This is a genomic window from Kitasatospora sp. NPDC001119, assembly GCF_053598475.1.
This window is the reverse complement of record NZ_JBSFKI010000007.1, coordinates 1-15,562: the sequence shown is the minus strand read 5'-3', so window position 1 is coordinate 15,562 and position 15,562 is coordinate 1. Positions and strand designations below refer to the sequence as shown.

Below are 15,562 nucleotides of genomic sequence, written 5' to 3'. Positions count from 1 at the left end.
ACGGCCGCTCAAACCGTTTCCGGCCCGCTGTCGTCCGAAGGGACGACGGCGGGCCGTCCTATGGAGTGGATCTGCGACGGATCGCCGGTCGCGGTGGCGGAATGTGAAGCTTGTATGACCGGGTGTCATGGTCCGATGGGGTCTGAATGTCCGTTTCATCCTGAAAGAGGATCACATGACCTCCTCCGTCAGTCGCGCCGCCGCCACCCGACTGCTCGTCCGCCGGACCTGCGTCGTGGGTGCCGCCGTGGCCGCCGTCGCGGGCCAGCTGCTGGCCGTCCCGACCGTCGCCGACGCCCGCGGTTCGGGTACGGGCACCGGTGCGAACGCGGGTGCGCAGTACCCGCAGAGCTCGCAGAACTCGCAGGCCCCGCAGAGCCCACAGAGCTCGCAGAGCCCGCAGAACTCGCAGAGCCCGCAGAGCTCGCAGCTCCCGCAGCTTCCGCTGCACCCGAAGAACCCGCTGGAGCTGCTGCAGTCGCTGCAGTCGAAGAACCCGCTCCAGTCGTTCCAGGCGCTGCAGTCGCCGCAGCCGCACCGCCCGCAGCAGCGGGCCACCACGATCGCCGAGAACCAGCTGCCGTTCACCACCCGCTTCGAGGGCGACTTCCACGGCTCCATCACCCGGATCAGCAACTCGCTGATGACCTGCGACGAGACGAAGGCGCCGCTCGACCCGGAGCAGCCGCCCTGCGAGGACGCCCGCAAGGGCCTCGGCTCCCGGCCGATCAACAACAAGTACGAGATGAAGTACATCAACATCGACCCGGGCTCGGTCGGCCCGCTCGGCGACGGGATCTACTCCGCCAGCTCCGCCGACCTGGGCCTGATCGACGGCTCCCGGGTCAAGTACGCCCGGCTGTACTGGGGCGGCACCCGCGGCATCGACGACGTCGTGCTGCCGGAGAACCAGATCGACGAGGTGTACCTGAAGGTCCCGGGCGAGGGCCAGTACCGCAACATCGCCAACGACCAGCCCTCGATCGGCTACATCACCACCGACGTGGAGAGCAGCTACCAGGCCTCCGCCGACATCACCGACCTGGTCCGGCAGGCCGGCAACGGCACCTACACCGTCGCCAACATGGACTCGGTGGTGAAGCCGCACAGCTGGGGCGGCTGGACGATCGTGGTCGCGTACGAGAACGACTGCAAGCCGTACCGGCACATCCACCTGTGGGACGGCTTCCGGGTCGAGCTGCCGGACAGCCCGCCGCGCGAGTTCGACCTCACCGGGCTGCAGACCCCCGCCGCCGGCCCGGTCGCGGGCAAGCTCGGCTTCGTGGTCTACGACGGCGACCTCAAGTGGACCGGCGACACCCTCGCCATCAAGTCCACCAACGGCCCGCAGGCGCTCTTCTCGGACCTCAACCACGCCTCCAACGACGCGTTCAACTCCACCATCGAGGAGCTGACCCCGGCCGACCAGTTCATCCGCACCCCGTACAACCGCAACAACTTCGGCTACGACTCCAACCGTTGGGACATCTCGCCGTTCCTGCGCAACGGCGACACCGACATCAAGGTGCTGTTCGACACCGACAAGGACGGCTACGACCTGGGCGTCTTCTACGCCTACGTCAACCTGGACGGCTCCACCGAGGGCTGATCCGCCGAGGGCTGATCCACCGTCCGGCCACGGCGCCGCTGCCGCACCACCCGCACCGCGCGGGGCGGCAGCGGCGCCGCCGCGTCCCGGCCCCGCGGGGCGCCGCGCAGCAGCCGCTCGCAGGGGCGTTCCACCCAGCGGTACAGGGCCCCCGCGGCCACCAGCGAGCCGCCCGCCAGCAGCAGCCAGACGCCGAGCGTCGCGGCCCCCGGCGCCGGGCGGTCCTGGACGGCCAGCCAGCAGCGGACGCCGATCTCGTGCACCAGGTACCAGGCGTACGACCACTCGCCGAGCCGTACGGCCGTCCGGCCCGCCAGCAGCCGGGGCGGGGCCCCGCAGGCGTCCCGCCGGGCGGCGGCCGCCAGCAGGGCGGCGAACAGCGGTGCGGACAGCAACTGGGAGGCGCTGTACGGGCCGTACCAGGAGGAGTCCGGGACGGCGGCGTGCCAGGGGACCAGCAGGACGTGGAAGAGCAGCACGGCGGCGGCCGCCGGGAGGAGCCCCGGCCGCAGGAGGCGCACCCGGGGGAGCACGCCGTGCCGCACGGCCAGGCCGGTGACCACGCCCAGGACGAACTGCGGGGTCCGGGCCGGCGGCAGGTAGTCCAGCAGCCAGCCGCGCACCGTCGGGTCGGCGGGCAGCACGGCACCGGCCGCCCACAGCACCGGGCCGAGCACGGCGCACAGGGCCGCGAGCGGCAGCCAGGCGCGCCGGCGCGGGGCCAGCAGGCGCAGCAGCGGCGGGAACAGCAGGTAGAACCAGGCCTCGGCGCCCAGCGACCAGGAGGCCGGGTTGCCGCCGTACAGGGTGGGCAGCGTCCACGGGTGCACCAGCGCCAGCGACCAGAGCGCCGCCGCCACCGGCAGCACCGCGCCGATCGCCGCGTCCGCGCCCAGGGACAGCGCGGTGGTCAGCACGTGCAACGGCCAGATCCGGGCGAACCGGCGGCGGGCGAAGACCCACGGCCGGGCGGGCGAGGCCCCGTACGTCCAGGCCAGCACGAAACCGGAGAGCACGAAGAAGAACGTCACGCCCGAACGGCCGTACCAGGCGAGCGGGCTGAGCAGCGGCAGCTCGCCCACCTTGCGGGAGAGGTGGTAGAGCACCACCAGCAGGGCGGCCCAGAAGCGCAGCCCGGTGAGCGAGGGCAGGCGGCTGGGGCCGGTCGTGGGCATCGGCGCTCCGGGGGCGGGGGGACGGGGGCGGCGCCCGGGTGAACGAGCACGGCGGGGCCGAGGTCACGCCGACGGCGGCGGGCGGTCGCGTCCGGCGACCGGGTGCCGGGGCGCGTAACCTGCTAGGGCCCGGACGGACCTGCCAGGCCCGGACGGGCCCCTGGGCGGACGGATGGAGGGGCCGATGGCGGTGGAGGAGCAGCGGGCCGGGAGCCGGGTCAGCCGGCCGGAGAACCGGCTGGTCCGGCGCGGGTTCACCGACCCGGCGCGGGCGGTGCGGCTGTTGGAGGGCCCCGGGCTGGAGGGCCTGGCCGACGACCCCGTGCTGCTGGACGCGCTCGGCGCCACCGCCGACCCCGACCTCGCGCTGCTCGGCCTGTCCCGGCTGCTGGAGGCCGCCGACGCGGCCGACCGGCACACCCTGCGCGACACCCTCACCACCTCCAAGCCGCTGCGCGACCGGCTGCTCGGCGTGCTCGGCGTCTCCACCGCGCTCGGCGACCACCTGGCCCGGCACCCGCACGACTGGCACGTGCTGGTCACCTTCGAACTGCGCGACATGCACCCCGGCCCGGAGGACTTCCGCCGCTCCCTCGCCGAGGGCGTCCGGGACGACACCCTCGGCCCCGCGAACGCGCTGCGCGTCGCCTACCGCCGCTGCCTGCTCGCCATCGCCGCCCGCGACCTCACCGGCACCACCGACCTCGCGCAGACCGCCGCCGAACTCGCCGACCTGGCCGGCGCCACCCTCCAGACCGCCCTGGACCTCGCCGCCGAGCAGGACCCGGAGGCGGCCGCGGCCTGCCGGCTCGCCGTGATCGGCATGGGCAAGTGCGGCGGCCGCGAGCTCAACTACGTCTCGGACGTGGACGTGGTCTTCGTCGCCGAGCCGCGCGAGGGCGTGGACGAGCACGAGGCGCTCAAGGCCGCCACCCGGCTGGCCGCCGCCCTCACCCGGCTGTGCGCGGACACCACCGGCGAGGGCACCATCTGGCCGGTGGACGCCAACCTGCGCCCCGAGGGCCGCAACGGCCCGCTGGTGCGCACCCTGGCCAGCCACCTCGCCTACTACCAGCGCTGGGCCAAGACCTGGGAGTTCCAGGCGCTGCTCAAGGCCCGCCCGGTCGCCGGGGACGCGGAGCTCGGCGCCGCGTACGTGGCGGCGCTCGCCCCGATGGTCTGGCAGGCCGCCGCCCGGGAGAACTTCGTCGCCGACGTGCAGCAGATGCGCCGCCGGGTGATCGACTCCATCCCGGCCACCGAGCTGGACCGCCAGCTCAAGCTCGGCCCGGGCGGGCTGCGCGACGTCGAGTTCTCCGTCCAGCTGCTCCAGCTGGTGCACGGCCGCACCGACCCGGCGCTGCGCAGCGGCAACACCCTGGAGGCGCTGGCCGCGCTCTCCCGGGGCGGCTACGTCGGCCGGGCGGACGCCGCCTCGCTGGACGCCGCGTACCGCTTCCTGCGCTCGCTGGAGCACCGCATCCAGCTGTACCGGCTGCGCCGCACCCACCTGATGCCCACCGGGGCCGAGGACCTGCGCCGGCTGGCCCGCTCACTGGCGGCGCTGATCAACGACGACACCCGCGCCGACCCGGTGGCCGCGCTGCAGCGCGAGTGGAAGCGGCACGCGATGGAGGTCCGGCGGCTGCACGAGAAGCTGTTCTACCGGCCGCTGCTCGATGCCGTCGCCGAACTGCCGCCGGGCGCCACCGGGCTCAGCCCGGAGGCGGCCCGGGCCCGGCTGGAGGCGCTGGGCTACGCGGACCCGGCCGCCGCGCTGCGGCACCTCAGCGCGCTCGCCTCCGGGGTGAGCCGCAAGGCGGCGATCCAGCGCACCCTGCTGCCGGTGCTGCTCGGCTGGTTCGCCGAGTCCGCGGACCCGGACGCCGGGCTGCTCAATTTCCGCCAGGTCTCCGACGCGCTCGGCCGCACCCCCTGGTACCTGCGGCTGCTGCGCGACGAGAGCGCCGCCGCCGAACAGCTGGCCCGGGTGCTGTCGGCCGGTCGGCTCGCCCCCGACCTGCTGCTGCGCGCCCCCGAGGCGGTGGCCATGCTGGGCGACCCGCACGGCCTGGAACCACGCGGCCGGGCGGCGCTGCAGTCGGAGATACTGGCCGCCGTCGGCCGGGCCGGGTCCACCCACGCCGCGGTGGCCGCCGCCCGCTCGGTGCGCCGCCGCGAGCTGTTCCGCACCGCCGCCGCGGACGTGCTCGGGCGGCTCGGGGAGGACCCGGCCGAGGCGCTGGACACCGCCGGGGAGGCGCTCACCGCGCTCAACGCCGCCACCCTGGGCGGCGCGCTGCGCGCCTGCGTGGCCGGCTGGGAGGCCGAGCACGGGGACCTGCCGACCCGGATCGCGGTGATCGCGATGGGCCGCTTCGGTGGCCACGAACTGGGCTACGGCTCGGACGCGGACGTGCTCTTCGTCCACGAGCCGCTGCTCGGCTCGCTGGAGGAGGCGGCCGCCCGGGCCGCCCAGGCGGTCTGCCACGAGCTGCGCGCCCAGCTGGGCGCGCCGTCCACCGAGCCGCCGCTGCTGGTCGACGCCGACCTGCGGCCGGAGGGCCGCAGCGGCCCGCTGGTGCGCACCCTGGCCTCGTACGCGGCGTACTACCGGCGCTGGTCGCACGCCTGGGAGAGCCAGGCGCTGCTGCGGGCCGAACCGGTGGCCGGGGACGAGGAGCTGGGCGCGCGGTTCCGGCAGCTGATCGACCCGCTGCGCTACCCCGGCGGCGGGGTGCCGGAGCGGGACCTGGTGGAGATCCGCCGGATCAAGGCGCGGATCGAGGCCGAGCGGCTGCCGCGCGGGGCCGACCCGACCACCCACACCAAGATCGGCCGGGGCGGGCTGGCGGACGTCGAGTGGACGGTGCAGCTGCTGCAGCTCCGGCACGGGTACGAGCTGCCGGCCCTGCGCACCACCCGGACCAGGGCGGCGCTGGCCGCGGCCGCGGAGGCCGGGCTGGTCGAGCCGGAGGACGCCGAGGTGCTGGACACGGCCTGGGTGCTGGCCTCCCGGGTGCGGGCGGCGGTGATGCTGGTGCGCGGGCGGCCCGGGGACAGCTTCCCGGGGGAGGCCCGGGAGCTGGCCGGGGTGGCCCGCTACCTCGGGTACGGCTCCGGGCACAGCGGCGAGCTGCTGGACGACTACCGGCGGACCACCCGGCGGGCCCGGGCGGTGGTGGACCGGCTGTTCTACGGCGCCGACTGACCGGGGCCGCGCACGGGGACGGCCCGCCCCGGGTACGCGAAAGGGGCCCCGGTCGGGGCCCCTTCGAAGACGGGCGCTAGCGGCGCGCGCTGCTGACCGCGGGCTCGCTCCACTGCTCCGGGACGGTGATCGGCCGGTCGGCCGGCGTCTCCCGGGCGGGCACCTTCGGCAGCCGGTAGACCCACTCGTGGTACATCCAGCGGGCGGTGAGGAAGCCCACCATCAGGCAGAGCTCGCCGCCGACGGCGTCCATCCAGAAGTGGTTGGCGGTGGAGACGATCACCACCAGGGTGGCGGCCGGGTACATCAGGCCGAGCACCCTGACCCAGGTGCGGCGGGCCAGGAAGAAGATCGCCAGGCCGCACCACATCGACCAGCCGATGTGCATCGAGGGCATGGCCGCGTACTGGTTGGAGACGTGCGCGGCGGGCCCGGAGGCCATCGAGCCCCAGGTGCCGTGGACCTTCACGGTGTCGATGAAGCCGCCGTCGGTCATCAGCCGGGGCGGGGCCAGCGGGAAGAAGTAGAAGCCGACCAGGGCGATCCCGGTGGTCACGAACAGCACTGTGCGGGCCGCGACGTAGCGCCCGGGGTGGCTGCGGTAGAGCCAGACCAGCACGCCTATCGTGATCACGAAGTGCAGGGTCGCGTAGTAGTAGTTCATCCCCGTGATGAGCCACCCGACGCTGTCCACGGCGTGGTTGATCGAGCGCTCGACGGCGATGCCGAGGTGGTTCTCCAGGTCCCAGATCCAGCTCGCGTGCTTCTGGGCTATCGCTTCCTGTTCGGGAACCGCGTTGCGCACGATCGAGTAGACCCAGTAGCTGATCCCGATCAGCGCCAGCTCGAACCAGATCCGCGGCCTGGCCGGTGAGCGGCGCTGGGCGCTGACGCGGCTGCGCAGGGCGGCGGTACGGGACTGGGCGGCACGGGTGGCTCCATCGGGCAGGCGGCCGGGGACGGCCTTCGCTGCTTCGGAACCGCCACCGCTGGCCGCGTCGGCGCGCCGGGCGTCGCCTCGCTGGATCTCGGTCGGTTCCCCCATGGACGGCAAGTCTGCCAGACCGCTCGTAGCCGTCTGCTCATCCTCTGGAAGTGGATTCTTCACCGGCTGTCCCCCTTGAGGGGTAGGGGCCGGCGCCCACCGGGGTAGGGGGTGCTCGGGGGTTGGGTGCATACCGGTGGGACGGACATACGTCCCATTGTCACGCGCGTCGCTCCAGGGGAGTAATCGGGGTGGTCGGAGACGGTCCTCCAGCTGGAACTTCCGGCGACGAAACGATTTCTGCATCTTGCTGAAACATATTGCAGGCCGCTAGCTTCCTGGGAAATCGATCGCCCCTTCCCCCTAAGGGAGCCCTCAGTGGCCGATGCCCCGCTCCGCCCCCGACGGAGCACTGCCGAACGAACCCCTGGCCGCCGCAGACCCCCGGGCCGCACGGCCGTCCTGCTGGCCGCGGCCCTGACCGCCGCCACCCTCGGCGGCGCCCCCGCGGCCCTCGCCGCCGCCCCGCCGGCCCCGCCCTCGGACGCCGCGCTCGCGGCCACCGCCGGGCGGCACGACCTCACCCGGGAGCAGTTCTACTTCGTCCTGCCCGACCGCTTCGCCAACGGCGACACCGCCAACGACACCGGAGGCATCACCGGGGGGCGGCTGGAGAACGGCTTCGACCCCGCGGACAAGGGCTTCTACCACGGCGGCGACCTGGCCGGGCTGATCCAGCGGCTCGACTACGTCCAGGACCTCGGCACCACCGCGATCTGGCTGGCCCCGATCTTCAAGAACAAGCCGGTGCAGGGCAGCGGGGCCGACGCCTCGGCCGGCTACCACGGCTACTGGATCACCGACTTCACCCAGGTCGACCCGCACTTCGGCACCAACGAGCAGCTCAAGGAGCTGATAGCCAAGGCGCACGCCCGCGGCATCAAGGTCTTCTTCGACGTCATCACCAACCACACCGCCGACGTCATCGACTACGCCGAGAAGCAGTACGGCTACCGCTCCGCCGGCGCCTACCCGACGCTCGACGCGGACGGGAACCCGGTGGACGAGACCGCCGTCGCCGACGCGGGCGCCCCCTGGCCGCGGACCACCAAGGACTCCTTCCCCTACACCCCGGTCTTCCGCACCCCGGCCGACGCCACGGCCAAGACCCCGTCCTGGCTCAACGACCCGGCGCTCTACCACAACCGGGGCGACTCGACCTTCGTCGGCGAGTCCGCCACCGAGGGCGACTTCAGCGGCCTGGACGACCTCGACACCCAGAACCCCAAGGTGGCGAAGGGCTTCGAGAAGGTCTACCAGCAGTGGGTCAAGGACGCCGGCGTGGACGGCTTCCGGATCGACACCGTCAAGCACGTCAACATGGCGTTCTGGCAGCAGTGGGCCCCCGCGCTCAAGGACTTCGCCGCCAAGCAGGGCAACAAGAAGTTCTTCATGTTCGGCGAGGTCTACTCCGGCGACCCGGCGGTCACCTCGCCGTACGTCACCAAGGGCAGGCTCCAGGCCACCCTGGACTTCCCGTTCCAGGGCGCGGCCCGCTCCTACGTCTCGCAGGGCGGCTCGGCGCGCGGCCTCGCCGACGTCTACGCCCAGGACTACCGCTACACCAGCGCCGACACCGACGCGTACGAGCTGCCCACCTTCCTCGGCAACCACGACATGGGCCGCTTCGGCTCCTTCCTGCTCGCCGACAACCCGGGCGCCGACGACGCCACCCTGCTCAGGAAGGACCGGCTCGGCAACGAGCTGCAGTTCCTCACCCGCGGCCAGCCCGTCGTCTACTACGGCGACGAGCAGGGCTTCACCGGCGCGGGCGGCGACAAGGACGCCCGGCAGGACCTGTTCGCCTCGAAGACGGCCTCCTACAACGGCGACCGGGTGCTCGGCGGCCCCTCCGGCCCGGCCGACCGGTACGGGCAGGGCGGCGAGCTCTACCAGGGCATCGCCGGACTGGCCAAGCTGCGCCGCGACAACCCGGCCCTGGCCGACGGCGCCCAGATCGAGCGGTACGCCGCCGACGGCGCCGGCGTGTACGCCTTCTCCCGGATCGACGCCGGGCAGCAGGTCGAGTACCTGGTCGCGGTCAACAACGCCGCCGAGGCGAAGACCGTCACCCTGGACACCTTCTCGGCGGGGATGGGCTTCGACCCGGTCTACCCGGCGGCGGGCGCCCGCGTCACCAGCGGCGCCGACCGCAAGGTGACGGTCACCGTGCCCGCGCTGTCCTCGCTCGTCCTCAAGGCAGGCGGCCGGCTCGCGCCGGTGGCCGCCGCGCCGCAGCTCTCGGTGCAGCCGCCCGCGGACGGCTCGACCGGGCTCGTCACGGTCGGCGCCACCACGGACGGCGGCTTCAACCGGGTGAGCTTCGCCGCCCAGATCGGCAACGGGCCCTGGCAGACCCTGGGCACCGCCGACAACGGCGGGTACAAGGTCACCCAGGACCTGGCCGCCGTCGCCCCCGGCACGGTGGTCCGCTACAAGGCCGTCGTCCGGGACTCCAGCGGCCACCTGCGCTCCGCCACCGCGAGCTTCACCACCGGCACCCCCGCGCCCAAGCCCGCGCCCACCGCCGGCTCCCGCCCGTACGCCGTCGTCCACTACAACCGGCCGGACGGCGACTACGACGGCTGGAACCTCTACGCCTGGGGCGACCTCGCCGACGGCGAGGCCACCCCGTGGCCGGCCGGACACGCCTTCACCGGGCGGGACGCGTACGGCGCCTTCGCGTACGTGAAGCTCAAGCCCGGCGCCTCGGACGTCGGCTTCATCGTGGAGAAGGACGGCGTCAAGGACGTCGACGCCGACCGGCACCTCGACGTCGGCAGCACCGGCGAGGTGTGGCTCCGGCAGGGCGACCCGGCGGTGCGCACCGCCGACCCGGGGCCGCCGGCTGGGTCGACCGGTCCTGGCCAGCCGGCGAACACCGCCGTCATCCACTACAACCGGGCCGACGGCGACTACGACGGCTGGGGCCTGCACGACTGGACCGGCGCCGCCACCCCGACCGACTGGGGCAAGCCGCTGACCCCGGCCCGCCGCGACGCCTTCGGCGCCGTCTTCGAGGTGCCGCTCGCCCCCGGGGCGACCAGCCTCAGCTACATCCTGCACAAGGGCAACGACAAGGACCTGCCCGCCGACCAGTCGCTGGACCTCGCCGTCAACGGCAGGGAGGTCTGGGTGCTCGGCGGCCGCGAGGGCTACCTGCTGCCGCAGAACCCGGCCGCCTCCTCGCAGATCGACCTCGCCGGCGCCAAGGCCCAGTGGATCGACGCGAGGACGGTCGTCGTCCCGGCGAACTACGGCGCGGGCGACGAGGCCCTGGCCGGCGGCACCAGCGCCCAGCTGGTCTACGACCCCGAGGGCGGCATCCGGGCCGACAAGGGCGCGCTGACCAAGCCCGGCAAGTGGCTGCGGCTCACCCCGGCCAAGGGCGGGCTGACCGACGCGCAGAAGGCCGAGTACCCGCACCTGGCGGGCTACCGGGCCTTCACCGTGGACCCCAGGGACGCCGCCCGCGTCCCGGCCGCGCTCCGCGGCCAGCTGCTGTTCACCGAACACCTGCCCAGCGGCGCCGTCCTGGCCGGCACCGGGGTGCAGACCCCGGGCGTGCTGGACGACCTGTACGCCACGCGGACCGGCAAGGTCGACTTCGGCCCGGCCTACTACAACGGCAAGGTGGCGCTGTCGCTCTGGGCGCCGACCGCGCAGGAGGTCTCCGTCCAGGTCTTCGACAGCGCCACCGGGGGCACCCCGAGGACGCTGCCGCTGAAGCTCGACGACGAGACCGGCGTCTGGGAAGTCGTCCGCGACAAGGGCGAGTTGGACGGCAGGTACTACCTGTACCAGGTGAAGGTCTGGGCGCCGTCCACCCAGCAGCTGGTGGTCAACACCGTCACCGACCCGTACTCGGTGGCGCTGTCCACCGACTCCCGGCGCAGCCTGGTCGCCGACCTCGACGCCAAGGCGCTCAAGCCCGCGGGCTGGGACGACCATGCCCGCCCGCAGGCCGTCCCGCCGGCGCAGCAGCAGATCCAGGAACTGCACGTCCGGGACTTCTCGGTGGAGGACCCCACCGTCCCGGCCGCCGAGCGCGGCACCTACCTGGCGTTCACCGAGTCGGACTCGGCCGGCATGCGGCACCTGCGGGACCTGGCCAAGGCCGGGGTGACCACGGTCCACCTGCTGCCGACCTTCGACATCGCCACCGTCCGGGAGAACCGGGCCGACCAGAAGCTGCCGGCCTGCGACCTCGAGTCCCTTCCGGCGGACGGCCCGAAGCAGCAGGAGTGCGTGGCGGCCGTGGCCGCCGACGACGCGTACAACTGGGGCTACGACCCGCTGCACTACAACGTGCCGGAGGGCTCGTACGCCACCGACCCGAACGGGGTCGCCCGCACGGTGCAGTTCCGGCAGATGGTGCAGGCGATGCACGCGGCCGGGCTGCGGGTGGTGCTCGACGTGGTCTACAACCACACCGCCGCCAGTGGCCAGGCCGAGCACTCGGTGCTGGACAAGGTGGTTCCCGGCTACTACCAGCGGCTGGACGCCGACGGCAAGGTGACGGCGGACAGCTGCTGCGCCGACACCGCGCCCGAGCACGCCATGATGAACCGGCTGGTGGTCGACTCGGTGACGCTGTGGGCCCGCGAGTACAAGGTGGACGGCTTCCGCTTCGACCTGATGGGCCTGGACCCGAAGTCCACCATGCTGGACGTGCAGGCCGCGCTGCGGAAGATGACGCCGGACTCGGACGGCGTGGACGGGAAGAACGTGTTCCTCTACGGCGAGGGCTGGAACTTCGGCGCCGTCGCGAACAACGCCCGGTTCGAGCAGGCCACCCAGCAGAACATGGCCGGCACCGGCATCGCCACCTTCGACGACCGGATCCGGGACGCCGCCCGCGGCGGCAACTTCATGCTGAACTCCGCCCCGCAGCAGGGCTTCGCCTCGGGCCTGTACACCGACCCGAACGGCTCGGCCGCGAACGGCACCCCGGAGGAGCAGAAGGCCCGGCTGCTGCACCAGATGGACCAGCTGAAGGTCGGGCTGACCGGCAACCTGGCCGGCTACTCCTTCACCGACAGCTCCGGAAAGCCCGTCACCGGCGCCCAGGTCGACTACAACGGCGCCCCGACCGGGTACGCGGCCAAGCCCGGCGAGGCGGTGGAGTACGTGGACGCCCACGACAACACCGACCTCTTCGACGCGCTCGCGTACAAGCTGCCGACCGGAACCGCGCCCGCCGACCGGGCCCGGATGCAGGCGCTCGGGCTCTCGCTGACCGCGCTCACCCAGGGCGCGGGCTTCGCCCAGGCCGGCAGCGACCTGCTGCGCTCCAAGTCGCTCGACTCCAACTCCTACGACTCGGGGGACTGGTTCAACGCGATCCACTGGGACCCGGCCCAGGGCAACGGCTGGGGCCGCGGCCTGCCGATGGCGAAGGACAACCAGGAGCAGTGGCCGGCCGCCCGGTCCCTGCTGGCGAACCCGGAGCTGACCGTCGGCGCGGCCGACATCCGGTCGGCCTCGGCGCAGTACCAGGAGTTCCTGCGGATCAAGCAGTCCTCGCCGCTGTTCTCGCTGCCGAGCCTGGCCGCCGTCCAGCAGCGGCTCTCCTACCCGCTCTCCGGCACCGCCGGCGAGACGCCCGGGGTGATCACCCTGCACCTGGACGGCACCGGGCTGCCGGGGGCGGAGAAGGGCGTCACGGTGGTCTTCAACGCGACGCCCACGGCGCAGGCGCAGACCGTGCCGGCGCTGAAGGGCACCGGCCAGGCGCTGCACCCCGTCCAGGCGGGCGGGGCGGACCGGGTGGTGCAGCGGTCCGGCTTCGACGCCGCGACCGGTACCTTCACCGTGCCGGGCCGCACCGTGGCGGTGTTCGTCCAGCGCTGACCCGCCGTCGCCGACCGGTCGGCACCGGTTCGTTCCGGCGCCGACCCGTCCGACACTGATTCGTACACCCCGACAACTCCCGGGCCCCGTACCACTGTTCAGGTGGTGCGGGGCCCGTTCGCGGTCGGCGGGGGCACGGTTGCGTTCCGGACGCACGATGGCCGGAAACCGTTGATGGCACGGCCGGAACTGTGACGTGCCGGGTCTGCCGGGCGCTGTCGGCCACCCGCCGGGGCCGGAACCGGCCCTGAGTGCTGGTCACCGACTGCCGGTGGTGATCGAACTTTGTCCGGGGCCATGAAAACCGTGTTCACGAGTTCGTCGTGGGGTAACACAACTGACGGAGCGCCCTCCATACGGTTTCGGTAATGAATCGGCCAATCCGTGGCATGCATCTGTCATTAACGGCTCGTTTGCTGCCACGATTCCCCCGGCTGTAGACGAGGGGACCCCACCCCCCGGTGCAGCTGTTCCAGTTCAGGTGCAGCGCGTCCGACCCTGCAACGAGTTGTGAGCACCGCATCCGCACTCCCGTCGCACCCGGCGGGGGCCCCCACTGCGCCGCGACCCCGCGGCTCAGGTTTCTCTCCACCGTGCGCGACCCAGCGCCGGTCGGAAAAGGAGTCCGCATGTCCCGTTACGCTCACGCACGGAAGGCGGCGGTTGTCATGGCCGCCTCCACCGCGCTGCTGGTCACCGGCATACCGGTGATCGCCCAGGCGGCCACGCCGGACGCGCCGGCCGCCGTCGCGGCCCAGCAGGCGAACCGCGCCCAGCTGATCTCCGCCGCGAACCAGCAGACCACCAGCCTCGCCCAGAGCCTCGGGCTGAGCGGTGAGGAGAAGCTGGTCACCAAGGACGTCTTCCAGGACGCGGACGGCACCCGCCACCTGCGGTACGAGCGCACCCTCAACGGACTGCCCGTCCTGGGTGGGGACCTGGTGGTGCACCAGGCGCCCACCGGTGCGACCAAGAGCGTTGACCGGGCCAGCACCGCCCCGCTGAGCGGTGTCAGCACCACGCCGAAGCTGGCCGCCCCGGCCGCGCAGACCGCCGCGCTCGCCGCCGAGCAGGGCACCGCGGTCGACACCGCGCCGCGCCTGGTGGTCTGGGCCGCGGACAACAGCCCCCGGCTGGCCTGGGAGACCGTCGTCTCCTCGACCAAGTCCGACGGCACCCCGAGCAAGATGCACGTCGTCACCGACGCCACCAGCGGCCAGGTCATCCAGCAGTGGGACGGCATCGAGACCGGCTCCGGCAAGGGCGTCTTCGTCGGCAACGTCACCATCGGCACCACCCAGTCGGGTTCGTCGTACCAGCTGAAGGACGGCACCCGCGGTGGGATGTACACCACCAACCTGAACCACGGGACCTCGGGCACCGGCACGCTGTACAGCAAGTCCACCGACACCTGGGGCGACGGCACCGTCAACAACGGCGAGTCCGCCGCGGTCGACGCCCACTACGGCGTCGCGGCCACCTGGGACTACTACAAGAACACCTTCGGCCGCAACGGCATCCGCAACGACGGTGTCGGCGCCTACAGCCGCGTCCACTACGGCAACAACTACGTGAACGCGTTCTGGGACGACTCCTGCTTCTGCATGACGTACGGCGACGGCAGCAACAACACCGCGCCGCTGACCGAGCTGGACGTCGCGGGCCACGAGATGAGCCACGGCGTCACCGCGGCCACCGCCAACCTGACCTACTCCGGCGAGTCCGGCGGCCTCAACGAGGCCACCTCGGACATCTTCGGCACGATGGTCGAGTTCTACGCCAACATCCCGACCGACAACCCCGACTACCTGATCGGTGAGTTGATCAACATCAACGGGGACGGCACCCCGCTGCGCTACATGGACAAGCCGTCCAAGGACGGTGCCTCGGCCGACTACTGGTCCTCCACCGTCGGCAACAAGGACGTCCACTACTCGTCCGGTGTCGCCAACCACTTCTTCTACCTGCTGTCCGAGGGCAGCGGCGCGAAGACCATCAACGGCGTCAACTACGACTCGCCGACCCAGGGCAACATCGCGGTCACCGGCATCGGCCGGGACAAGGCGGCGGCCGTCTGGTACCGCGCGCTGACCACCTACATGACCTCCAGCACCAACTACGCCGCGGCGCGCACCGCGACGGAGAAGGCGGCCACCGACCTGTACGGGGCCGGCAGCGCCGAGCTGGCCGCGGTCGGCACCGCCTGGGCGGGCGTCAACGTCGGCACGGCGCCCAACCCGGGCGGCGTCACCGTCACCAACCCGGGCAACCAGTCCACCGCCGTCGGCGGCGCGGTCAACCTGGCGATCAAGGCCACCGGTGGCACCGCCCCGCTGACCTACTCGGCCACCGGCCTGCCCACCGGCCTGTCGATCAACGCCTCCACCGGCGCGATCACCGGCACCGCCTCCACCGCGGGCACCTACAACGTGACCGTCACGGCGAAGGACTCGGCCGGCAAGACCGGTACGACCAGCTTCACCTGGACCGTCTCCACCGGTGGCGGCGGCTGCACCCCGGCCCAGCTGCTGGGCAACGAGGGCTTCGAGTCGGGCACGGCCACGCCGTGGACCGCGTCGAGCGGCGTGGTGGACAGCAGCGCCTCGCAGGCGGCCCACAGCGGCTCCTGGAAGGCGTGGCTGAACGGCTACGGCTCCACCCACTCGGAC

Annotated in this window: 6 protein-coding genes; 4 read left to right on the top strand and 2 right to left on the bottom strand. The window is 72.8% G+C overall.

Annotated features, from left to right (window positions below; all coding sequences use genetic code 11):
* Window positions 1-175 precede the first annotated feature (175 nt).
* Window positions 176-1,609 carry a hypothetical protein gene (locus tag ACWDD9_RS10520; protein ID WP_449811376.1) on the top strand — a complete coding sequence of 478 codons (1,434 nt, stop codon included), beginning with the start codon at window positions 176-178 and terminating at the stop codon, window positions 1,607-1,609.
* Here ACWDD9_RS10520 and ACWDD9_RS10515 read toward each other — a convergent pair.
* Window positions 1,576-2,784, bottom strand: coding sequence for an acyltransferase family protein (locus tag ACWDD9_RS10515; protein ID WP_449811375.1), 1,209 nt, complete (start codon window positions 2,782-2,784; stop codon window positions 1,576-1,578). The genes ACWDD9_RS10520 and ACWDD9_RS10515 overlap by 34 nt on opposite strands.
* Window positions 2,785-2,968: 184 nt before the next feature.
* Between ACWDD9_RS10515 and ACWDD9_RS10510 the strand changes: the two genes are divergently transcribed.
* Window positions 2,969-5,995, top strand: coding sequence for a bifunctional [glutamine synthetase] adenylyltransferase/[glutamine synthetase]-adenylyl-L-tyrosine phosphorylase (locus ACWDD9_RS10510; protein ID WP_074000859.1), 3,027 nt, complete (start codon window positions 2,969-2,971; stop codon window positions 5,993-5,995).
* A 76-nt stretch (window positions 5,996-6,071) separates the two neighbouring features.
* Here ACWDD9_RS10510 and ACWDD9_RS10505 read toward each other — a convergent pair whose 3' ends face one another.
* On the bottom strand, window positions 6,072-7,040 hold the full coding sequence (locus tag ACWDD9_RS10505) for a phosphatase PAP2 family protein (protein ID WP_387966159.1): 969 nt from the start codon (window positions 7,038-7,040) through the stop codon (window positions 6,072-6,074).
* 318 nt (window positions 7,041-7,358) lie between these two features.
* Between ACWDD9_RS10505 and pulA the strand changes: the two genes are divergently transcribed.
* Together pulA and ACWDD9_RS10495 are read left to right on the top strand one after the other, a co-directional pair.
* Window positions 7,359-12,893 (top strand): pullulanase-type alpha-1,6-glucosidase, encoded by a 5,535-nt coding sequence (pulA, locus tag ACWDD9_RS10500; protein WP_449811374.1) that lies wholly within the window; start codon window positions 7,359-7,361, stop codon window positions 12,891-12,893.
* A gap of 629 nt (window positions 12,894-13,522) precedes the next feature.
* Window positions 13,523-15,562, top strand: a 2,040-nt coding sequence (locus ACWDD9_RS10495; RefSeq protein ID WP_449811373.1) for a M4 family metallopeptidase, incomplete at its 3' end; no start/stop codon positions are given.

Bases quoted from the DNA above. Each gene is read 5' to 3' on its own strand.
- ACWDD9_RS10520 (WP_449811376.1), top strand. From the start codon at position 176: ATGACCTCCTCCGTCAGTCGCGCCGCCGCCACCCGACTGCTCGTCCGC.
- ACWDD9_RS10515 (WP_449811375.1), bottom strand. From the start codon at position 2,784: ATGCCCACGACCGGCCCCAGCCGCCTGCCCTCGCTCACCGGGCTGCGC.
- ACWDD9_RS10510 (WP_074000859.1), top strand. From the start codon at position 2,969: ATGGCGGTGGAGGAGCAGCGGGCCGGGAGCCGGGTCAGCCGGCCGGAG.
- ACWDD9_RS10505 (WP_387966159.1), bottom strand. From the start codon at position 7,040: ATGGGGGAACCGACCGAGATCCAGCGAGGCGACGCCCGGCGCGCCGAC.